Origin of the sequence: Ornithinibacillus bavariensis, assembly GCF_018333235.1 — a bacterium.
Lineage (GTDB): Bacteria > Bacillota > Bacilli > Bacillales > Amphibacillaceae > Ornithinibacillus > Ornithinibacillus bavariensis.
This window is the reverse complement of record NZ_BORP01000010.1, coordinates 1-20,321: the sequence shown is the minus strand read 5'-3', so window position 1 is coordinate 20,321 and position 20,321 is coordinate 1. Positions and strand designations below refer to the sequence as shown.

Annotated in this window: 22 protein-coding genes; 5 read left to right on the top strand and 17 right to left on the bottom strand. The window is 35.5% G+C overall.

Going from position 1 to position 20,321, the window contains the following annotated elements:
* Positions 1-47: 47 nt before the first annotated feature.
* The 4 genes from KI338_RS17310 to KI338_RS17295 form a co-directional block, all read right to left on the bottom strand.
* Positions 48-2,288: a DNA translocase FtsK gene (locus KI338_RS17310; RefSeq protein ID WP_212922311.1), complete on the bottom strand. Its 2,241-nt coding sequence runs from the start codon at positions 2,286-2,288 to the stop codon at positions 48-50.
* 113 nt (positions 2,289-2,401) lie between these two features.
* On the bottom strand, positions 2,402-3,007 hold the full coding sequence (gene ytpR / locus KI338_RS17305; RefSeq protein ID WP_212922282.1) for a YtpR family tRNA-binding protein: 606 nt from the start codon (positions 3,005-3,007) through the stop codon (positions 2,402-2,404).
* Positions 3,008-3,026: 19 nt separating this feature from the next.
* Positions 3,027-3,830, bottom strand: coding sequence for a DUF1444 domain-containing protein (locus tag KI338_RS17300; protein WP_212922281.1), 804 nt, complete (start codon positions 3,828-3,830; stop codon positions 3,027-3,029).
* A 198-nt stretch (positions 3,831-4,028) separates the two neighbouring features.
* Positions 4,029-4,535 carry a hypothetical protein gene (locus tag KI338_RS17295; protein WP_212922280.1) on the bottom strand — a complete coding sequence of 169 codons (507 nt, stop codon included), beginning with the start codon at positions 4,533-4,535 and terminating at the stop codon, positions 4,029-4,031.
* 154 nt (positions 4,536-4,689) lie between these two features.
* Between KI338_RS17295 and KI338_RS17290 the strand changes: the two genes are divergently transcribed.
* The gene (locus KI338_RS17290; RefSeq protein WP_212922310.1) at positions 4,690-5,130 is read left to right on the top strand and encodes a YtoQ family protein; all 441 of its coding nucleotides are present in this window, start codon (positions 4,690-4,692) and stop codon (positions 5,128-5,130) included.
* Between the two features lie 72 nt (positions 5,131-5,202).
* On the opposite strand, the gene KI338_RS17285 is transcribed toward KI338_RS17290, so the two are convergent.
* Both KI338_RS17285 and KI338_RS17280 read right to left on the bottom strand, forming a co-directional pair.
* A complete protein-coding gene (locus tag KI338_RS17285; RefSeq protein ID WP_212922279.1) occupies positions 5,203-5,709 on the bottom strand; it encodes a DUF84 family protein in 507 nt (168 codons plus the stop codon).
* 79 nt (positions 5,710-5,788) lie between these two features.
* Complete coding sequence (locus KI338_RS17280) at positions 5,789-6,853, bottom strand: M42 family metallopeptidase (protein ID WP_212922278.1); 1,065 nt, start codon at positions 6,851-6,853, stop codon at positions 5,789-5,791.
* Between the two features lie 175 nt (positions 6,854-7,028).
* Here KI338_RS17280 and KI338_RS17275 point away from each other — a divergent pair, with 175 nt between their 5' ends.
* Entirely contained in the window at positions 7,029-7,343 is a 315-nt protein-coding gene (locus KI338_RS17275) for a PepSY domain-containing protein (protein ID WP_212922277.1), read from the top strand.
* 58 nt (positions 7,344-7,401) lie between these two features.
* On the opposite strand, the gene KI338_RS17270 is transcribed toward KI338_RS17275, so the two are convergent.
* Both KI338_RS17270 and trmB read right to left on the bottom strand, forming a co-directional pair.
* Positions 7,402-8,256: a YtnP family quorum-quenching lactonase gene (locus KI338_RS17270; protein WP_212922276.1), complete on the bottom strand. Its 855-nt coding sequence runs from the start codon at positions 8,254-8,256 to the stop codon at positions 7,402-7,404.
* A gap of 157 nt (positions 8,257-8,413) precedes the next feature.
* Positions 8,414-9,055, bottom strand: coding sequence for a tRNA (guanosine(46)-N7)-methyltransferase TrmB (gene trmB, locus KI338_RS17265; RefSeq protein WP_212922275.1), 642 nt, complete (start codon positions 9,053-9,055; stop codon positions 8,414-8,416).
* 80 nt (positions 9,056-9,135) lie between these two features.
* Between trmB and KI338_RS17260 the strand changes: the two genes are divergently transcribed.
* Positions 9,136-9,423 (top strand): YtzH-like family protein, encoded by a 288-nt coding sequence (locus KI338_RS17260; protein WP_212922274.1) that lies wholly within the window; start codon positions 9,136-9,138, stop codon positions 9,421-9,423.
* Here the strand turns inward: KI338_RS17260 and KI338_RS17255 are convergent.
* The 6 genes from KI338_RS17255 to KI338_RS17230 form a co-directional block, all read right to left on the bottom strand.
* Positions 9,415-10,221: a phosphotransferase family protein gene (locus KI338_RS17255; protein WP_212922273.1), complete on the bottom strand. Its 807-nt coding sequence runs from the start codon at positions 10,219-10,221 to the stop codon at positions 9,415-9,417. The two genes, KI338_RS17260 and KI338_RS17255, sit on opposite strands and share 9 nt — an antisense overlap.
* A 152-nt stretch (positions 10,222-10,373) precedes the next feature.
* Positions 10,374-11,297, bottom strand: coding sequence for a diacylglycerol/lipid kinase family protein (locus tag KI338_RS17250; protein ID WP_212922272.1), 924 nt, complete (start codon positions 11,295-11,297; stop codon positions 10,374-10,376).
* A 1-nt stretch (position 11,298) separates the two neighbouring features.
* On the bottom strand, positions 11,299-12,222 hold the full coding sequence (locus tag KI338_RS17245; RefSeq protein WP_212922271.1) for an NERD domain-containing protein: 924 nt from the start codon (positions 12,220-12,222) through the stop codon (positions 11,299-11,301).
* A 14-nt stretch (positions 12,223-12,236) separates the two neighbouring features.
* Entirely contained in the window at positions 12,237-12,794 is a 558-nt protein-coding gene (gene thpR / locus KI338_RS17240; RefSeq protein WP_212922270.1) for an RNA 2',3'-cyclic phosphodiesterase, read from the bottom strand.
* Between the two features lie 16 nt (positions 12,795-12,810).
* On the bottom strand, positions 12,811-13,524 hold the full coding sequence (locus KI338_RS17235; RefSeq protein WP_212922309.1) for a pseudouridine synthase: 714 nt from the start codon (positions 13,522-13,524) through the stop codon (positions 12,811-12,813).
* A gap of 12 nt (positions 13,525-13,536) precedes the next feature.
* The gene (locus KI338_RS17230) at positions 13,537-15,159 is read right to left on the bottom strand and encodes a putative polysaccharide biosynthesis protein (RefSeq protein WP_212922269.1); all 1,623 of its coding nucleotides are present in this window, start codon (positions 15,157-15,159) and stop codon (positions 13,537-13,539) included.
* Positions 15,160-15,340: 181 nt separating this feature from the next.
* Between KI338_RS17230 and KI338_RS17225 the strand changes: the two genes are divergently transcribed.
* Together KI338_RS17225 and KI338_RS17220 are read left to right on the top strand one after the other, a co-directional pair.
* Entirely contained in the window at positions 15,341-16,609 is a 1,269-nt protein-coding gene (locus KI338_RS17225; protein WP_212922268.1) for a BaiN/RdsA family NAD(P)/FAD-dependent oxidoreductase, read from the top strand.
* A gap of 57 nt (positions 16,610-16,666) precedes the next feature.
* Positions 16,667-16,879 carry a hypothetical protein gene (locus tag KI338_RS17220; RefSeq protein WP_244853733.1) on the top strand — a complete coding sequence of 71 codons (213 nt, stop codon included), beginning with the start codon at positions 16,667-16,669 and terminating at the stop codon, positions 16,877-16,879.
* 323 nt (positions 16,880-17,202) lie between these two features.
* Here KI338_RS17220 and KI338_RS17215 read toward each other — a convergent pair whose 3' ends face one another.
* The 3 genes from KI338_RS17215 to KI338_RS17205 all read right to left on the bottom strand — a co-directional run bounded on the left by KI338_RS17215 (position 17,203) and on the right by KI338_RS17205 (position 19,827).
* Entirely contained in the window at positions 17,203-17,898 is a 696-nt protein-coding gene (locus KI338_RS17215) for a response regulator transcription factor (RefSeq protein ID WP_212922267.1), read from the bottom strand.
* The gene (locus KI338_RS17210) at positions 17,898-18,992 is read right to left on the bottom strand and encodes a sensor histidine kinase (protein WP_244853731.1); all 1,095 of its coding nucleotides are present in this window, start codon (positions 18,990-18,992) and stop codon (positions 17,898-17,900) included. Before KI338_RS17210 ends, KI338_RS17215 begins: the two co-directional genes overlap by 1 nt.
* Before the next feature lie 433 nt (positions 18,993-19,425).
* Entirely contained in the window at positions 19,426-19,827 is a 402-nt protein-coding gene (locus KI338_RS17205) for a hypothetical protein (protein ID WP_212922265.1), read from the bottom strand.
* Positions 19,828-20,321: the final 494 nt, after the last annotated feature.

Here is a 20,321-nt window from a genome sequence, read left to right as displayed (position 1 = left end):
CCTTCTATATCATATAGCCAGGCTACTGTTTTAACAAGGTAAAAATCCTAAAGACCCATATCAAGAATTTCTTCTAACTCCGTTCTTGTAATCAAAACATCTCGTGGCTTACTGCCATTTTGACCGGAAATAATACCTTTATTTTCAAGTGTGTCCATTAATCTAGCTGCACGATTGTAGCCAATTTTAAAATGTCTTTGTAGAAGTGATGTACTTGCACTATCCTGTTCAAATACAAATTGGATGGCTTCTGGTAGTAATTCATCCTCTTCTTCATCTGCTATAAATTGCTTTAATAATGTTTCTTGCTCGAATAAATAATTCGGTTCAGCAAGCGAAGAAACATAGCTTGTTATACGTTCAATTTCCTCATCCGATACGAATGGTCCTTGTAAACGAACACTTTTTCCAGCACCATTTTCAATAAATAGCATGTCTCCTTTTCCTAATAGCTTTTCGGCGCCACCTGAATCAATGATAGTTCGGGAATCTACCTGAGAAGATACACTAAAGGCTATTCTCGTTGGGATGTTTGCTTTAATCAGCCCAGTTAATACATCTACAGACGGACGCTGAGTCGCTAAAAGAAGATGAATTCCACAAGCTCTTGCCTTTTGGGCAATTCTGCTAATAGCATCCTCTACATCCTGTGGCGAAACCATCATAAGATCTGCAAGCTCGTCTATGACGATGACGATAAAGGGCATTTTTTCATGCATGCGGTTTTGCTTTATTACCTTTTGGTTATAGCGCTCTATATCACGTACACCCTCTTGAACAAAGCGCTCATAGCGTTCTTCCATTTCATTAACAGCCCATTTTAAAGCAGCTGTTGCCGCCTTTACATCTGTTATGACTGGAGAAACAAGGTGAGGAATCCCATTATACGGCGATAACTCTACCATTTTTGGATCTATTAACAAGAACTTAACATCCTCATAGCTAGCTTTATAGATTAAGCTTAACAAAATAGTATTGATACAAACACTTTTTCCAGATCCTGTAGCACCTGCAATTAAACCGTGTGGCATCTTTTGAATATTTGTTACAATTGGGGCCCCCTCTATATTCAAGCCGAGTGCCACCGTTAACGGGGAGGAACTGGATTGAAATGTATCGGACCCAATTATCTCCTGTAGACTAACCATTTGCGAGGACGGATTTGGTACCTCGATACCTATTGTATTTTTACCAGGGATCGGAGCCTCAATTCGAATATCCTTTGCAGACATATTTAGCTTTAAATCATCACTTAAATTCTTTACTTTACTAACCTTCACTCCTAATTCTGGTTGTACCTCAAAACGAGTTACAGCTGGCCCTTGAGTAGCATTGACAACCTTTGCACGAACATGAAAATACTTTAACGTTTTCTCTAGTAATTGCTGCTGTTCAAGAATCCATTGGTCATTTTTATGGTTTTCCTGTTCTGAGTCATTTAAGAGATATAAAGGTATTTGTGCTTGTTCCCCTTTATCTGTACGATCATGTTGCCTCTCATCCGGAACAGTTTTCCTCGAATGATCAACATTTTGCGTTGTATCCACAGATTTAAAAAGTAATTTTTGTTTATCCTCTGGTGTCATTATGACATTGAAAGGAGATAGTCTAGATGAAGATGATTTCTTTACATCTAATGGTTCCTTCATTTGCGTTTTCTCTTTTTCAGCTTCACGTCTACCCCGAGTATTCTCTCGAGTGCTATCAATTGGTTGACTATTGGTACTCTCATACTCATCTAAATAACCGTTTTTTTCTACTAGTACCTCTGGTCTATGTATTTCTTCATCTGCAGTATTTTCTTGAGTAATAGTAATTATTGGCGTCTTTTGCCCTTCCGTCCCAAGAGACACATCTTCAGAAGGGGAGTCTAACTGCTTACGCATGAATGCAGGTATTAAATCGACTTCTTTTTGTTGCTTACGGCTACGAAATCCATAAACCGGTGAAGGTACGTCTGTACGTTTAAACGGTTCCTTCTCTACTTTCGTTTCTTCTAGTTTATCGGATTGTATACTAGTTTCTTGTTTTTGATTTTCAACTTGTCGTTTACCCTTACGGAGATATGCAGGAGTATCCATATCCATTTTTGGCTGACTACCTGTCCGCTTTAAGCTAGAGATTTCTGGAATATGGTAAGAATCATTATTTGGATATTGATACGTCATTCTTGTCTTGATGTCTTGTACGGAATCTTGGAATTCTTGCTGTAAAAATTCTTGTTCGTCTTCCACTTCCACTTCCTTCCATATAAAGTTTTCAATTCGTTTCTTCCACTTATCCCACATCTTTTTCACTCTTTCTTTCCATAATCCAAACGTTACTCTATTATATCGTTTTATTGCCAAATATTGTTGATTAAAAAAGCAACCTAGTCCCAAAGAACATAGGCTGCTTTCTATTATACAGGAAAAGCCTCCCCAACAGTATAAGAATCGTCTAATACATAGATACCTTTTTCTTTCGGCGCATTCGGCATGCCTAGTTCCTTTTGTGAACAAATCATACCATTTGAAGGGACTCCTCTAAGTTCTGTTGGTTTAATACGAAGCCCACTAGGCATTGTAGCACCTATCTTTGCCACTACTACCTTTTGCCCCTTTTCGACATTTGGTGCACCACATACGATTTGTAATTTTTCCTCTCCGACATCTACTTGGCAAACACTTAATTTATCTGCATTTTCATGTTGCACTTTCTCCATCACGTATCCAACAACAAACTTAGGGCTTAAATCAAAGTCTAAATTATCCTCCAACTTCAGTTTTGCAAAAAGTTCCTTTAACGAAGCTAATAATTCAGGAGTGACTTTGATTTTATTTGAATCAGGTAGATTGAAGTAGGTTGATGCATTCTGAATATTATAGCCAAGCACCTTTTGATGTTTGTCCACAATTCTAGTTACATCGCCTATCGTTTCAATGCTTATATCATAACGATCGGTCGCATCTCCTAAAGGAATAATTAGTACATCCCCAATACCTTTTGAATTATAAAAAACGTCCACTATACTCACTCTTTCCTCATTATTTTTCGGGTCTATTTTTAGCAAGAATAAAAATCGGTGTTAATTTCTTATCCTCGAATATAAATGGTAACGAAGTAATTGGTATTCTTCCTTCGGTAAAAAACTGCATGGTCATTTGCGCTAAAATGTCATAGCCGGTTTTATTTTGAATATCAGCAATAATTAATACATCCTGATGCGGTGTGGCAACTGCTAAATCACCCTTACTATTCGCTTTCATCTCTTCTAATAATGCTTCATTTAAAATTCTGCTCGCATCGTATCCATCCTGCTTTGCAAAAAAGTAAAAATCATTATCTGCAACTGTATCAAGCTTATAGTCATTTTCAAGCGATCGTAGATTGAAGGATGCAATTTCGTCAATTCGGTTCTTCTCCCATCCTTCTTTTTCTAGCATAGAATAATCAATCAATCGATAGGATTTCCCTAAATCTAAAGCATAAAATATCCTTGTTTCTGCAGTATGATCCTTCCATACGAGCTCTAAGCCAGCATTTGATTTCGTTGGAAATGAGGTAGAGCGTATGACAGGAAATATATTTTTTTCCTTTCCTTCAAGCTGATACGATTGATTCATAATTTTTAGTGACTCATCAATATGTTCTATTAATTCATCTATTGCTTCTTCACCACGAATACTGTATTTACTAATTATATTTGAAAGCTTAATGGTCACACCCTGTTTGGAGTTCTTCCATTCTACACGGAAGGTTCCATTTTCCCTATTATACTCCGTATGATAATCAGGGTGGATTAGCCTATCCTTTAAAAGCCTACTCATCGTAAGACTAGTCATTTTCATATAATACACCCGGTTATTTTATATTTTCTTCATAACAACCAGGTTGTCACCTCCTTATGGTTTAGGAAAACACAAAAACCTCATTTAAGACTATTTTCTTTATTCATCTTATTATACTAAATATCCATGTCAACCATTTTACTTTTCGTAAAAAAGAAAAAGCTAGCACAATGCTTATTGCTAGCGAGAGTCTTATCTTTACTTTACAATTGATAGGGCTATTTTCATAATTCTTTCGGCATCTTCAATAATTTCACTTTTTTCGGTATAGGTCGTCACCTTTACACCACCTACACCTACCTGCAATTCATAATCTTTCTTTTCCGGAAGAATACGAATATAACCAAACTTTTCTTCATCCTTAAAGGACTCCAACAAAATTGCTTCCTTATTTTGAGCTGCATTGAAGTTTAAATCACTCTTTTTCGTTTCCAGTGGATTATAAAAAACAATAAACATTTGATCACCGTGCTGAAGTACAGCATTATTCGCATCGGCTTCTGCCGCTTCCATATCCTTAGGCAAGTAGAAAGAAAAGTATGAACCCTGAAAATTCTCTTCTGGGATATCTTCATTACTAAAAATAGTTTGGGCCGCTTCCCCGGCTTCCTTTATAACCCTGTCCTCTGATTGATAGTTAACTGTACTCAATACAAAAATAAAAAGTACTAACAAGGCAGTTACAATATAAGTAGTCTTTGTCATCTTCACTTATCCCCCTACTTTTAGCCTACTCCATATTTTATATTACTATTATTTCGAGATATTTCAAGCATTCCTACCAAATAACTTCCCATTTCCCCATTCATTCGTTACTATTAATATAAATGAATAGTATTGAAAAGTGGAGGGAAGTATGATGGAGTTTATCGTTTATTTAGCGGGTCAAATTCATGATAATTGGCGTGAGGAAGTAAAGAAAAAAGCACAGGAACGTCAGCTGCCATTAAAGCTTGTAGGTCCTCAAACAAACCATGATCGTTCTGATAATATTGGGGAAGAGATTCTAGGAAAGCAACCTGGCAGTTATTACAAGGATGATGCTGCTTCTGATATAAATAATTTTAGAACGCAAGTATTGATGGAAAAGGCAGATATCGTCATCGCACTCTTTGGTGAACAATATAAACAATGGAATACAGCGATGGATACAAGTGTTGCGATTACGATGAATAAACCAACCATTATTATTCGCCCGAAGAGTCTCATACACCCACTAAAAGAACTTTCGAATAAAGCAAATGTTACCGTAGAAACGATTGATCAAGCATTAGATGTTATCGGTTATATTTTTGAATAATTTTTCATTTTAATAAATAATAGGGTTAGTCCAGCAACTTATAGCTACTACTGACTAACCCTATTTGTATGACTACTTATCCTTCCAGAAATCCCATTGTCCTTTTAGTAAAACCACAACCTGGGAGAACATATCCATGCGATTCAATAACCCATTAGTGAAAATTCCGATTGCACCCTCTTTTTTAGATACGCCTTTCTTATGAGCATATTCATCCATAATAATTCCCAGCTCGACACCTTTTTTAAGTTCGATTTCAATATTTTTTGGTAATACAACTCGCGCACCACTAGCTACAAATACTTCTCCAGTTGGCGTTACAAGCGCTCCCCAATTACATAAATATAATTCATCCCTAACATACATGACACCGCCTTCAAGCCCTATGCCAACACTTCCAGACCTTGAATTAGCACATTGCTTTGCACGGTTTATTGCCCCTTCCATTGTCTCCTCGTCGGAAAAAGGCTGTGCAGATACGAGTGATGGAACTTCTATGCCTTTTACGTCAGCATCTTCGAATATTGCTTGTACAGCATTAACTTTAGTTGGATTTTTTGAGCCAACAATTATGTTCATGGCAATTATCTCCTTCTGTGAACGGGCGAATACCCATGATTAAAAAACAGCTACTCACAAGGGGCAGCTGTTTTTCAGATTATTGTTTACGTATTGTGTCAACCGCATTCTGATCAGTTGCTTTCACAAGCTTAATTAATAGTTCTTTTGCAGCTGCATAATCATCAACATGAATAATTGATGCGGATGTATGAATGTAACGTGAGCAAATTCCAATAACTGCAGATGGTACACCATTTCCAGAAAGATGTACACTACCTGCATCTGTTCCACCTTGTGAAATAAAATATTGATAAGGAATATTATTAGACTCTGCAGTATCTAATACAAATTCTCGCATTCCTCGGTGTGTAATCATAGACCGATCGTATATACGTAATAATGCACCTTTCCCTAAATGACCAAATTCACTATCACTACCTGTCATATCATTTGCTGGTGATGCATCTAATGCATAATATATATCTGGATTTATTAAATTTGCTGCAATTTTTGCACCGCGGAGACCAACCTCTTCTTGTACGGTTGCCCCAGAGTATAATTGGTTAGGAAGTACTTCGTTTTGTAGTTCTTTTAATAATTCTATCGCAAGACCACAGCCATAACGATTATCCCATGCTTTTGCTAAAATCTTTTTAGGATTTGCCATTGGTGTAAATGGACAGATTGGAACAATGGATTGGCCTGGCTTAATTCCAATTTTTTCAGCATCTGCTTTATTATCGGCACCAATATCAATTAACATATTTTTAATGTCCATTGGTTTCTTACGTTGTTCCTCTGTCAAATTATGTGGAGGAATAGAGCTAATAACCCCAATCACAGGACCATTATCTGTCATAATCTGTACTCGTTGTGCTAGTAGTACTTGGTTCCACCAGCCACCAAGCGTCTGAAAGCGAATTAATCCTTGCTTTGTTATTTGAGTGACCATAAATCCTACTTCATCCATGTGACCAGCCACCATTACCCGTGGACCTGTACCATGTTTTACCCCATATACACCACCAAGATTATCATGAATAACTTCGTCAGAGTACTTCTCTAATTGTGATTTCATAAAAGCTCGGACTGGATGTTCATTCCCAGGCGCGCCTTGTAATTCTGTTAGCGTTTTAAATAGTTCTAACGTTTCTTGATTCATAGGTACCCCTCCATTAAATATGTATCATACCATTTTAGTATAACGAATGCCTATCCTTGTTTCCATTAAGAACGCTTAATATATTTTTAATTTTAAGGCTTTTACGTTATACTTACTACCATACACTTAGGGAATAATAGTAATGAAAACCAATCTACACATGAGGTGATAGGTAATGAGTTGGAAAAAGACAGTTTTAGCTGCAGGCTTAGGCTATGCAGCAGGGTATGTTACCAAGCAGCAGCTAAACCGAAATCAAAAAACAACACCAGAAAAAGCATTAGTAAAAGTGAAAGAAACCTTTAAAAAACTCGGACCAATCAGTGGCTCTTGGATTTATATGAAACCAGAGACCATTGAAAAAAACGGATTACAATACACTGCTTATCATGGTGGTGTAACACGAAATATAGACGGGCAAAATAAACAGTATGAATTTTATGCAGATGCGACTACTGGTACTGTCATTGATGTGATAGAATCCATTTAAATAGTCAAACAATGGGTCTGCACTAAAAAACTTCTTAGCACAGACCCATTTTCTCATTTTAATATTCATATCTTTCTCTTCTAACAACATCTTCTTGCTCACCAAATTTATTAAATTTTATCGCACGAAAATAAGCATCATGATAAAATGTAAACCATGCATTTCTTTGATAGCCGAAGTCCATCCATTTTTCTTTTTGATGTACGGAAGTAACCGGATAATCATCATAGGCCATTGCCCATAATTTATTTTGATGTGCATTTGTAGCCATTAAATCTGCCATATGTATGAACATCTCACCACTATCCTCAAAAATGATAATAGCATGGCCGTCACTATGTCCTCCAGAATGAATCATTCTTAAGCCTGGTAATAGTTCAATCTCTTGCTGAAAGGTCTTTACTTGATGTTCAACTGGTTTCCAATTTTCTTCCCAATACGTATTAATAGACCTAATATTTGGATTGCGCATTTCTGCCCATTCTATATCCGTCGTGAATATATCTGCGTTTCTAAATACCGATGCATAGCCGCCTTCATCTGTCCTACTCGTAAGCCCACAGGCATGATCAAAATGGAGATGTGTCATTAATACGATATCTATATCATCTGCTGATAAATCTAATTCGCTAAGGGATGACTCCACAGACGATTCCTCTAACACACCAAAATTTCGCAGCTGCTTTTCTGTTAGTTTGTGATTGCCGATTCCTGTATCGATTAGCAAATTTTTTCCATCGATTTGGAATAACAAAGGATCTGTTCTTAATTCAATTTGGTTTTTATCATTGCAAGGATATTTTTTTCCCCATAACGGCTTTGGTACAACCCCAAACATGGCTCCCCCATCTAGGAAATTCACCCCACCATTTAGCCAGGTAATCCTTCCCCGTCCTATTTGTAATGATTCCATTATATACTCCCCTTTCTTTCCTACTAAGAGTTTATCAAACAGTATATCAAAATGAAAACGTTAACAAATGATACGAATAAGAAAGGCGTTCGGAAGCTTTTAATGAGCGAACACCTTCTAAAACATTTTATAGTTAAAACATATGATAAGAATCCGATTATTTCTTGAATGCTGCTTTACAACGATAGATTTGCTGACCTTTTGCGGAGAATTTTTCCTCATATTCTGTCATAATATTTTCAGGATCGTTTAATTGATGTAAATCAAGACTTACTTCTTTTAGAACCATGCCATAATTGGAGAAGCTAACTAATGAATACTCAAATAAACCTCGATTATCAGTTTTAAATACTAATTCACCGGATGGATTTAATACATCCTCATATCGTTTTAAGAAGGCATGAAATGTAAGTCTTCTTTTTTCATGACGATTTTTCGGCCATGGATCAGAAAAATTTAAATAAATGGTAGCAATCTCATTACTCCCGAATATATCCATTACGTTTTCTGCATTCTCGTTTATGAGACGAATGTTACTCTGACCTGATTCAGTGACTTTTTGTGCTGCAGTAACTATTACACTCTTTGCCAATTCAATCCCGATAAAATTAATGTCAGGATACTGCTTAGCCATCCCAGTAATAAATTGACCTTTTCCGGTTCCTATTTCTACGTGGACTGGATTAGAATTACCAAATAGCTCTTGCCACTTATTTTTATACTCACTTGGGTTGGGAATTACTAAATTAGTATGTTCTAGTAAATACGTATCTGCCCAAGGTTTATTTCGTTGTCGCAACAGAGCTGCACCTCTTTCTATTTGATACTTATACATAAATTTAGTGAAATATCGAATACTAGTCGATGAGGTGAAAAAAGATGACATTAAATGTAAATCATCAACTAGAATTACTTACAGATTTGTTAGACGAGCATCAATCAGAATGCTGTGCACAAATTTCAGAATATCAACAAATAAAACGCTTAGTTAAATCAATAATGGCAAATAATAGCATCACCAATGAACAGATTCAACAACTCTTACCTGAAATATACAATTACGGTAGGCAAGGTGAAAGTGTACAGAATCACGAAGAACATATTCTTTCTAATAAAGACAATATAAATAATTGGATTAGTGCAATCGAGCAATCGAATCTACAGTAATTTCATTTGCATGTTCAGATCTTGAAGCTTTTCCAGCCTCTCCTCAAATTTATCTTTTTCATCCCGTTCAAAATGAAAGGATAAAAATGCTAAGGAATCAGCAATCAAGTACCAATACATTCGAATAATAAATTGTCTATTTAATGTGATCCCATATCTTTTCAACCAATTATTCCAATTTTCTTTTGGTATATATGAGTTTAAAATCATACCATAATCGGCAATTGGATCAGCAATCATGGTTTGATCCCAATCAATTAAAAATAATTCATCTGTATCTGTTAATAATAGATTGTGATGGTTGATGTCGCCATGACATACAGTTAATCGTTGTTGACGAGTAACATCTAAATGTTTATATAAATTATCGATTCCTTCTCTAATTTCAATAGAGAAACCCTCAAGCTGGTTGGTCAACAATCGTTGGCGAATGGTTTGAAAATGATCCTCAGCTGTTTTTGGCTTTTTACCTAAACGTAACAGCATGGAGAAAAGCTCTGCTGAATGATGGATTTTATGAATAAGATCAGCGACTCTATTGTGTTGCATTTCAGCTGGTCTTAATTCTCTTCCCGGAAGCCATTTTTGAGCAGTGACAACATCACCATTATCCAGTCGTTTCGTCCATACTAGCTTCGGTACGAAGCCTCCCGCAGATAAAACTGCTAAAAATGGCGATGAATTTCTCTTTAAAAAAAGTTGCTTTGAACCTTTTCTTGCAACAAATGCCTCTCCTGTTAATCCACCTGCTGGCATGATATTCCATTCTTTATCTAATACTTTGCCTATCCAATCCATCCAACCATTCCTTAAACAACTAATTTATCTATAGCTAAATCTATCTTATTTAAAAACAGACATGATTATAGATTAACGAATTCTATCATTATTTTCAAGATACCTGTCTAAAAATTAGCCTTGGAAATACATGTTAATAATTTGATAGTTTACTAGATATTTGTCCCTAGAACTTGAATTTCCCTACTGTTTTTCAATAATGTACATGTGTTACATTTACTTGTTTGTCCGTCTACCTGATAAAAAATTAAATTAGTAGAGGAAATACTAACCTTCTCAGCCTCTAAAACCGTTACTTCTTTAAAAGAGGTGTGCTTACCTGTAAAAACCGTTAAAAATAAACCTAGAATCTTCCATTTCGATATATCTTGAATAATAAGAACCGGCATTCGTTGTGGTTGAATTTTAGCAGTTGGAATTATTTTCATACCACCACCATAATATTGATGATTAGCAATGGTTACCATCCAACATTTCTTAATAACTTGTCTAGTTCCATCGACTTCAATTTCGATTTCAAACGGTTTAAATTTAAATAAAACTAAAATAAGTGCAATAACATAAGTAATCTTACCGATATGAAATCGATTTAATAATTTTTTATATACCGATTGATTCGCATGTTCTGCAATTTCAGCATCAAAGCCAAATCCAATACTATTCACAAAGTGACGCTTTTCGCCATTCTCTAATAAATAATCACCAATCCAATAAGGAGTAACATCAGAATCCTCAACAATCCTTCGTAACATTTGCTTTGGCGTCCCTCTAACCTTACATCCACGTCCAAAATCATTTCCAGAGCCTCCAGGAATATAGCCTATTGGAATTCTACCATTCCCAATTCCATTTACTACCTCATGAATCGTCCCATCTCCACCAACCACGATAATTGTCTTTATATTTGTGTGTGCTTGGAGAACGAGTTGCCTTGCGATTTTCTCTGCATGTCCCTGAAAAGCTGTTATATATACTTTAGAATCCAATCGTTTAAAATAATCCGTCTTACTAAGACGACGATAGATCTTCTCGCCTCGACCATTGCCAGCTACAGGGTTTACAATAAATACATACATACTATTCTTCTCCATTTTCAAATACAAAACCCTGGGTTTGTTCCTCTACCCACTCTGGGCGTCTTACATAGATGGATTGACAATGCTTTAGAAGAGCTTCAGCTGCTTTTATTTGATTCCCTTTCAATGGAGAAGCTAATGAACGCTTTTCCTTAAACCAAGCATTATAATCATGCTTACCTATAATTCTAGTAAGATATGGTTCTGATAAAAAGTTAATGATATTTGTTCTTGATAGAACAACTTTTTGTATCGGAAATGTAACACCATGTTTACTCAGTATTCCCTGAATCAATTTCTCTGTACGCTTTAAAGCGAATAAAGGGCTTAAACGCTTTGTTTGTCGATTACCATGCTCTAAAACCCAGCTACGGTCATCTGAGGCCATAATAATTGTATCCGGTTTCTCCTCTAGCAAATAAATTATTTCAATTCCAATTGGACTAATAAAGATAATAATTTCACTTTCTATAGGCGCATTACGAATCTCAAATATAGGGTAGTACATGACAAGATATGTGTCTGGAAAGCGCTGTAAAAAATACTTAAGTGTCGGATCAGTATGATACTTGCTGTCCACAAATGATACATTAGATACCGTAGAGGTTGCCCATTTCACTTGGAATTGAAATAGCTGATCCAAGAAATACAATTTAAGTTCTTCTTCTGTACTAGGAAGTCTTACTTCCGTTGTATCAGAAGTTTGCAGGAAATCCTCCTGCTGTTTTTTTCTCAATAATCCCTTCCACTTGGATTGCTTCGGTATCTCTTCTTCTCGAGTAGTGGCAATAGGCTCCTGATTTCGCCATAGATAATGAAGTTTATTCCAATTATCTTGTTTAAGACGAATAAATTGACTAGGGTAGCGATACATGTCCCACTCATATCGGGATACATAATTTTGCATCTTGATTAATTGTGCCATCTACACACCTCCTGCTATAGCTTATATAATTCTACCACTTCATATTTTGGTCGCTTAGACGGGAAGATCTGGTATAACACGAAGGAATCTACATTCATCGGGAAGGTTAGCTCCTGATAATGTTCCTTAATTTCTTGTAATTTTTCTGGGCTAACATCATTCCCATTCCATTTTTTTGCTAATGTTATATGTGGAGTATATGGTCTAGTTTCTTTTGGAAAACCAATAGAAGTAACAGCATTTTCAATTTGTTTAAATAAGATTTCTAATGGCTCTGTTTTTTCCACACCAGCCCATAACACCCTAGGGCTATTATGTCTTCCAAACGTACCAATTCCACCAACTGATATTGAAAAATGGTTTTGCTTAGCAATAGTTCGAAGTAATTCTTGAAGTTGTATAATCCTTTCCTCTTCAACTGCTCCTAGAAATTTCAACGTTATATGTAAATCTTCTTTCCATGGCCATTGCTTATAAGATACAGACTTTTTAAGTTCTTCCTGCCATTTAGCAAATTCTTCTTTTACGTTAGCAGCAACTGGGATTGCAATAAAATAATGGGGTGTATTCATTTTACTTCCCTCACAATTATTTGATTGATTGACAATAGGAAAGCTCCTCCGCATTCAGTTCACGATACTCACCTAAGGCTAAAGTTTTATCAAGTACTAAGTCCCCCATACTAAGACGTTTTAAATACATAACCTTCTTGTCTATAGCCTCAAACATTCGTTTCACTTGATGGAATTTACCTTCTGTTATGCTTACCTCAATTTCAGAGATGTCTCCTCCCGAAAGGACGTTTAAGACTGCGGGCTTTGTTTGGTAACCATCCTCTAATTGTACACCTTTCGAAAATTTAGCTACATCCTCTTTGGTTACCCTCCCCAGAATCTTAGCATAATATGTTTTTATTACCTCCTTTTTTGGTGAAAGCAATTGATGTGCTAATTGACCATCATTCGTTAAAAGAAGTAAACCCTCGGTATCCTTATCTAGGCGTCCTACAGGAAATGGGTTATAATGCTTGTATTTAGAAGGTAATAAATCTATTACAGTTTGGTCAAATTTATCCTCCGTAGCTGAAATCACGCCTGGAGGTTTATTCATCATTAAGTAAATATATGGTTTATATTCAACTTTTTCACCATCAAGAAGTACGGTGTCATGAATGGGATTGATGTTTAATCCGCTGTCCTTTACCACTTGATCATTTACGAGAACACGTTTACTTTTTATCAATTGTTTAACATCTTTACGCGAGCCAAATCCCATATTCGCTAGTAGTTTATCTAATCTCATCATGACACCTCATTAACGAAATATTTTCCCAAGTTTCCTTACCCGTTCTCCAAATATCCGCTCTAAGAAAGTGGACTTGTAGGCAAACCATAAATAAGCATATCCACCACAAATAACTCCCAATATTAAAACAAGCATTAATCCCCATCGTGAATCTTCATAGGAGAAAATAAATCCGATTATTAGTTTTATACTAACCACTACTAAGCTCATAATGAGAACAAATATTCCAACTAATATCGTTCGCTTAAAAATTTGTCTAAATGAAAAATTGATAGCACGATTAATTCGAATTAAATTAAGTGCAACAGCGACACCACCCGCAATTGCGGTTGCAAAGATGGATCCTTTGGCGCCAAACATATGGATTAATTGCATATTAAAGATAATTTTAATTAATAAAGCGACAGTTAAATTTATTACAGCATGATTTTGTTGATTTATCCCTTGAAGGATAGCCGCTGTAACACTAATTAACGCAAAAATTATTCCAACTGGTGCATACCATCCAAGAAGTGATCCTGTAAAATCTAATTTTTCAATTCCTCCATATAAAGTTCCATAGGCTTCCTTCGATAACAAGGTTAAGCCAATAGACGCAGGAACAACTAATGCAATAATAATTTGTATAGATTGATTAATTTGATGATTCAATTGAGAATTCGCTTTAGCTGTAAAGGAGTTAGTGATCGCAGGCATAATAGCTAATGACAACCCTGTCGCAAGTGTAACAGGAATAATTACTAACTTATGCCCCAATACATTAATAACAGCTAATGCCGTTTCAGATATCTCCGCTTGCCCAATTGCATCCATCGCCCTGTTGAATGTAAAATTATCTACTAACTGGAACAATGGTATTGCAATAGCAACGATTACAAATGGTCCTGCATACATAAATAGCTCTCGTAATAGTTCCTTTTTCGGAACATCATGAACATATTTTTGTTGTGCAATTTTTTGATCCAGAAAATGTTTTCGTTTCTTCCAATATGTCAGGAGTACAATATAAGATCCAATTGCCCCAATAAAAGCTGCAAATGTTGCAAATCCAACCGCTAAAGACATCGTTCCCTTAAAAACATACATGATTAAAAATGTAGTAATTAATAAAAAGACAATGCGAACAACCTGCTCAATTACCTGTGATACAGCGGTAGGACCCATCGATTGATTCCCCTGAAAGAAGCCTCTAAAAATACTCATCGAAGGGGTAATAATTAATGCAAAGCTAATCATCCGAATTACCATTGTTACATCTTCTACTGTATTATCAAACTTATCGGTTGTAATAATTTGCTTTGCTATGAACTCGGCACTAAAAAACAAAGCTAAAAACGTAAGGATACCTGTTACTGCCATAATGGACATTCCAGTTTTAAACATCCTCACGCCAGTATAATAGTCCTCTAAGGAATTATATTTTGACACAAATTTAGATACAGCAGCAGGAATCCCTACAGTTGCTACAGAAATTAATATACCATATGGTGCATAGGCATAGTTGTACAAGGCCGCACCTTGTTCACCTACCATAGCATTAAAAGGAATAACATAAATCATTCCTAAAAATTTGGATAAGAAAGAGGCCGCTGTTAGTAAAAACGCACCTCTAATCATGGTTGATTTCGACATTTTTTCACCCGCATCTACAATATAAAATAATACACATTAAGCCTATTTTATCACACAACAAGAGGTATGGATAACTTGAGATAACACAAATATAGTATTCGACAATAATCACTATTTTTTGACTAGAAATTGTGGAGAACAAGCTGAAATGATAAAATAATTTGGAAGGGAATGAGTGTGCTTGAACTATGATGTAATAGTAATTGGTGGAGGACCATCTGGATTAATGGCAGCTATTGCTGCAGCAGAACATGGTGCAAAAACACTACTACTAGAAAAAGGAAATAAATTAGGTAAGAAATTAGCCATATCAGGAGGCGGACGTTGCAATGTGACTAATCGTCTTCCACAAGAAGAGGTTATCAAGCATATACCTGGTAATGGCCGCTTTCTTTACAGTGCTTTTTCAGTGTTTAATAATTATGACATTATTGATTTTTTTGAAGGACTTGGTGTTGCTCTGAAGGAAGAAGACCATGGAAGAATGTTCCCTGTTTCAAATTCAGCAAAAACAGTCGTAAATGCATTAATCCATAAATTAGAAGAGCTACAAGTACAAATATATTTAAATACACCAGTAGAGGCCGTACATTACGGGGAACATAATCATACAGTTATTCTTAAAGACGGTAAAAAAATTGATACTAGATCAGTTGTGATAGCAGTAGGTGGAAAAGCAGTACCTTATACTGGTTCAACTGGAGATGGATACGCGTGGGCAAAAAAAGCTGGACATACTATAACAGAACTTTACCCAACAGAGGTTGCCCTAACGTCACCAGAGCCTTTTATCAAACAAAAAATACTTCAAGGTTTATCGTTAAGAGATATTTCTCTTTCCGTGTTAAATGTAAAAAACAAAATAATAATTTCGCATAAGATGGATATGATTTTTACCCATTTTGGAATATCAGGTCCAGCTGTTTTACGGTGCTCCCAATTTGTTGTGAAGGAACTTATGAAAGGAAGAAATTCGGTAACCATGCTATTAGATGTGTTACCAGATAGTCATGAAGAAGAATTAATACAAGAAATCAGTAAATGGGTTAAAGAAAATCCTAAAAAGACCGTTAAAAACATCTTGAAAGGAGTAGTACCCGAACGGTTTTTGGATTTTATTCTAGCTAAAAATAATGTCCAAGATGATCAAAAGGGTGCTAATTTATCAAAAGAAGGCTTAAGGTCAATTGTACATGACTTTAAACAATTTACTTTCAATGTAGATGGATCACTTCCATTAGAAAAAGCATTTGTAACTGGAGGAGGTGTTTCCATAAAAGAAATCGTTCCTCACACCATGCAGTCTAAAATGATGGATCGACTATTTTTTTGTGGAGAAATATTAGACATACATGGATATACTGGTGGTTATAATATCTCCTCTGCACTAGTTACAGGGAGACTTGCTGGAATGAATGCAGCATCTGACACTTCCTCAACTGGTATTTGATTCCTCTTATCATTTCGGTTTTTTGAGACATTCTAATAAATGTACGGGGACAACAAAATGCCAAATAGAAAGGGTTGGTTTCGAGTGCAAAAGAAAGGTATATGGTTACCAATTATTGCATCCGTTGGAGTTGGAGCAGCAACTTATTATACGATGGCGAAAAACAACCAAAATTTTGGCCAGACTATTGCTAAGATGATTCCATTTGTATCTGGAATGGGTGGCAATGGAGGAAACTCTCAAAAACTTGGCACATTTGGAATGTCCTAGTTTAAAAAAAACATTATGGGTGGTAAGTCCCATAAGTTTAAATCTATAACTGATTGACTGGAGTGAGTTTAGTATTCAACTGGACTCATCCCAGTCTTTTTTCCTTTTGATCACGCATGATTATATAAAAGATATACTTTTAAAATTGTCTTGTTAGCTCTGGCGTTACTAATTCTTCCCTTCAATGGTCCAGACTGTAGTAATAACCTCACCAGACATTCCTGCATGTAGCCTCTACTGAACTCACCTTACTTTAACCTTTGCCAATACAAACCTGTATTGGTCAAATAAGAAGTTAAGAAATCATATATTTAATGTATTTTTTACGAATCAACCTTTACAAAACGATAGCCGACTCCCCAAACGGTTTCAATAAATTTTGGCTTGGCAGGGTCTGGTTCTATTTTCTCCCTTATCTTCCGAATATGGACCGTCACAGTTGTTAAATCCCCCATTGAATCAAAACCCCATATACGCTCAAATAAGTGCTCCTTACTAAACACTCTATTGGGATTTGTCGCCAAAAATACCAGCAAATCAAATTCCTTTGCGGTGAAGGTTCTCTCTTCACCATTTAAAAAAACCTGTCTTGCGTTTTGATTAATAGACAATTCTCTTATGTGAATATCGCTTGGTTCCATATGACGATTAACTAGACGTTCGTATCTGGATAAATGGGCTTTAACCCTTGCAACCAATTCATTAGGATTAAATGGCTTAACAATATAATCATCTGCTCCACGATCAAAACCCCGTATTTTATCTATATCCTCCTTTCTAGCTGTAATCATTAATATAGGAATATCCATTGTTTTTCTTAGTTGTTTGCATAGTTCAAATCCATCAATACCCGGGAGCATGAGGTCCAATAAAATTAGATTATAAAAATTTGTTTCTGCCTTTTTAAGCCCTTCCTCACCTGTTGTGGCAATATCACTGGCGAATCCGTTAACTTCAAGGTAGTCCCTTTCTAGCTCTGCAATACTTAATTCGTCTTCGATAATCAAGATTCTTTGCATTATAACACCTTCTTTAGTGTGAAATTAATACTTGTACCTTCACCTAATCTGCTATCGGCATAAATAGTTCCACCATGTTCACTAATAATTTTCTTTACTATTGATAATCCAAGTCCACTGCCACCAGTTCCCGTGTTTCGCGATGAATCTGTCCGATAAAAACTATTAAAAATAAATGGAATATCTTCTTTGGCGATTCCACTTCCATTATCTTTTATTTTCACGACTACATGATCCAATTCGGCTTTTAAGTGGACTTCAATTTTTTGACATTCTTTATCCATATATTTAAAGCTATTTTGAATAATATTTGTTACTACTCGCTTTATTTGCTCGCGATCTGCCTTTACAATATAGGATTCTCCCCCCTCGGCAAAAAGGGCGGCACTCCCCTGGTCTTTTTCAATATTAAGCTTTAGCTCATCAATAAAGTCATTGAAGAAGGAATAAAGATCAACATCCTCAAACTTGAATGGAATACGTTCCAGGTCTAGTTTAGAGTATAAAAAAAGTTCGTCAATTAATCCATCCATATCATTTGCCTTATTATATATAGTTTCGAGATACCTTTCCATTTTTTCTGGAGTATTTGCCACCCCATCCTGAATACCTTTCACATAACCTTTTATTGATGTTAACGGCGTTTTCAAATCATGGGAGATACTGGCAATGAGTTCCTTACGATCTTTTTCATATTGTAATTGTTTAGCTTTCGCATCTTTCAAATCCAAACGCATTCTTTCAAATGTATTAGAAAGGGCACCAAGTTCGTCCTTTTTATCCGATGCAACACTAAAATCCAAATCTCCTTCACTAATTTTCCTTGTCGCATTGGATAACTTTTTTATCGGTTTAATAATACTTTTTGATACAAAATAAGTTAGTAGTCCATTTGTTATAATTAAAATGATTAACAAACCAATAAATCGAAGGCCGATAAATAAATCAAGTTCTCTACCGTGAGGATTTCCTTTGAAAACAATAAATAATAAATAGCCAAGCAATATTTCAAAGATAAAGACGGAAATAACTGGAATGATAATCATACCTATATTAGATAAGATTAATCTTTTCTTGATTAACAATATAACCACCTGCTCACCTGATCAATTATTATTCGTTCCATGGCATAATTTAGCCTAAACATAAGAATATACTCCTATATTTTAAAACCCGGTTATAGTCATTATATAAAATAAGCTGTCGTTTTACGACAGCCTTTGATAGAAGTACTTTATGATTTTTAACTACCTTCCGTTTTGTAAGTTAATCGAGACTGGTTGGTGTTAGTTTATGAACGTCTACTTTAATTTCATAGGATGTAATTACTTAAAAAATGCTCTACTTTTTATAGACTTGCATTTCCTCAAGGCCCTCTCGAGTTCTTTCCACATTTATATCGCATGATATTAGAAATTGATCTACTAGTTTATTGCGGTGAACCCTTTTGTGTAATTTTATAATATCAGGATATCGCTACCCGGATTTGTCGCCTACAAAAATCCAAAAGTGATTTCTAGTAAATTTCTAGTTTGCATTAACCTTTAGTAAGACGCCGGCAATTAAGCCTGTTATTAAACCCCATATAGCGTTTGTAACCAAGACACTGACAATCGCAATTGGATTAGTTAAAGGGCCTTGTAAGTGACCTGTAAGAATAGGTGATAAAATACCACTAATAATGATTGCCAATATACCGTAACCAATCCCTACAAAAACTAATGTTAATATAGGTTGGGAATCCTGTTTTATATAAACTGCTATTATCCAAACAATTGAAATGATTATAGTTGCAGTGATGCTTACGACTGGTTTTCCAATGGCATCTGATATTCCTAAAATACTCATAAGTGGTCTTATAAGTGCAAAAATGGATAGTACTGCAATAAAACCCCAATTCAAGGTTTTATACGCGCTATTGTTCGACATTTTATCTACTTCCTTCCTTGTTTAATCTTTACTACTATTACGATAAACGTAATACCTTATTAAAACATTAAACATTTATTAATTATTTCTTAAATTTATTTTGGTTGATAAACTTCTTCACTGTGTTTAGAAAAAAAAGCCCCCGAAAGTTAGCTATTTTCACTCTAACCTTCGGGGGCGGTATCAGATAGATGCATTTTTAATTTATCTTAGATTCTAGGATTAGAAATATACCATTCCACATTTGGAGATACTTCCATCTAACATAAGCATGCTTTTACTAAAAAATATTCGACACATCTATTATTTCGGGCATACGAATACCATTAACTAAATCCATATAGTTTTATCTACTAAACACAAATAAAGAGGCTGGGACAAAACCCCAGTAAATAAAAAAAGAGTGGTACTTACCTAAACAGGTGAATACCACTCTTTTTATGCACACAAAAAGGACACCTTTTGATAAAATTAAAGTTACCACACAATAATCT

What these genes read in the sequence shown, in the direction of transcription:
- KI338_RS17310 (WP_212922311.1), bottom strand. Translation starts at nt 2,288, where the DNA reads ATGTGGGATAAGTGGAAGAAACGAATTGAAAACTTTATATGGAAGGAA.
- KI338_RS17300 (WP_212922281.1), bottom strand. Translation starts at nt 3,830, where the DNA reads ATGAAAATGACTAGTCTTACGATGAGTAGGCTTTTAAAGGATAGGCTA.
- KI338_RS17295 (WP_212922280.1), bottom strand. Translation starts at nt 4,535, where the DNA reads ATGACAAAGACTACTTATATTGTAACTGCCTTGTTAGTACTTTTTATT.
- KI338_RS17290 (WP_212922310.1), top strand. Translation starts at nt 4,690, where the DNA reads ATGGAGTTTATCGTTTATTTAGCGGGTCAAATTCATGATAATTGGCGT.
- KI338_RS17285 (WP_212922279.1), bottom strand. Translation starts at nt 5,709, where the DNA reads ATGAACATAATTGTTGGCTCAAAAAATCCAACTAAAGTTAATGCTGTA.
- KI338_RS17280 (WP_212922278.1), bottom strand. Translation starts at nt 6,853, where the DNA reads ATGAATCAAGAAACGTTAGAACTATTTAAAACGCTAACAGAATTACAA.
- KI338_RS17275 (WP_212922277.1), top strand. Translation starts at nt 7,029, where the DNA reads ATGAGTTGGAAAAAGACAGTTTTAGCTGCAGGCTTAGGCTATGCAGCA.
- KI338_RS17270 (WP_212922276.1), bottom strand. Translation starts at nt 8,256, where the DNA reads ATGGAATCATTACAAATAGGACGGGGAAGGATTACCTGGCTAAATGGT.
- KI338_RS17260 (WP_212922274.1), top strand. Translation starts at nt 9,136, where the DNA reads ATGACATTAAATGTAAATCATCAACTAGAATTACTTACAGATTTGTTA.
- KI338_RS17255 (WP_212922273.1), bottom strand. Translation starts at nt 10,221, where the DNA reads ATGGATTGGATAGGCAAAGTATTAGATAAAGAATGGAATATCATGCCA.
- KI338_RS17250 (WP_212922272.1), bottom strand. Translation starts at nt 11,297, where the DNA reads ATGTATGTATTTATTGTAAACCCTGTAGCTGGCAATGGTCGAGGCGAG.
- KI338_RS17245 (WP_212922271.1), bottom strand. Translation starts at nt 12,222, where the DNA reads ATGGCACAATTAATCAAGATGCAAAATTATGTATCCCGATATGAGTGG.
- thpR (WP_212922270.1), bottom strand. Translation starts at nt 12,794, where the DNA reads ATGAATACACCCCATTATTTTATTGCAATCCCAGTTGCTGCTAACGTA.
- KI338_RS17235 (WP_212922309.1), bottom strand. Translation starts at nt 13,524, where the DNA reads ATGAGATTAGATAAACTACTAGCGAATATGGGATTTGGCTCGCGTAAA.
- KI338_RS17230 (WP_212922269.1), bottom strand. Translation starts at nt 15,159, where the DNA reads ATGTCGAAATCAACCATGATTAGAGGTGCGTTTTTACTAACAGCGGCC.
- KI338_RS17220 (WP_244853733.1), top strand. Translation starts at nt 16,667, where the DNA reads ATGCCAAATAGAAAGGGTTGGTTTCGAGTGCAAAAGAAAGGTATATGG.
- KI338_RS17215 (WP_212922267.1), bottom strand. Translation starts at nt 17,898, where the DNA reads ATGCAAAGAATCTTGATTATCGAAGACGAATTAAGTATTGCAGAGCTA.
- KI338_RS17205 (WP_212922265.1), bottom strand. Translation starts at nt 19,827, where the DNA reads ATGTCGAACAATAGCGCGTATAAAACCTTGAATTGGGGTTTTATTGCA.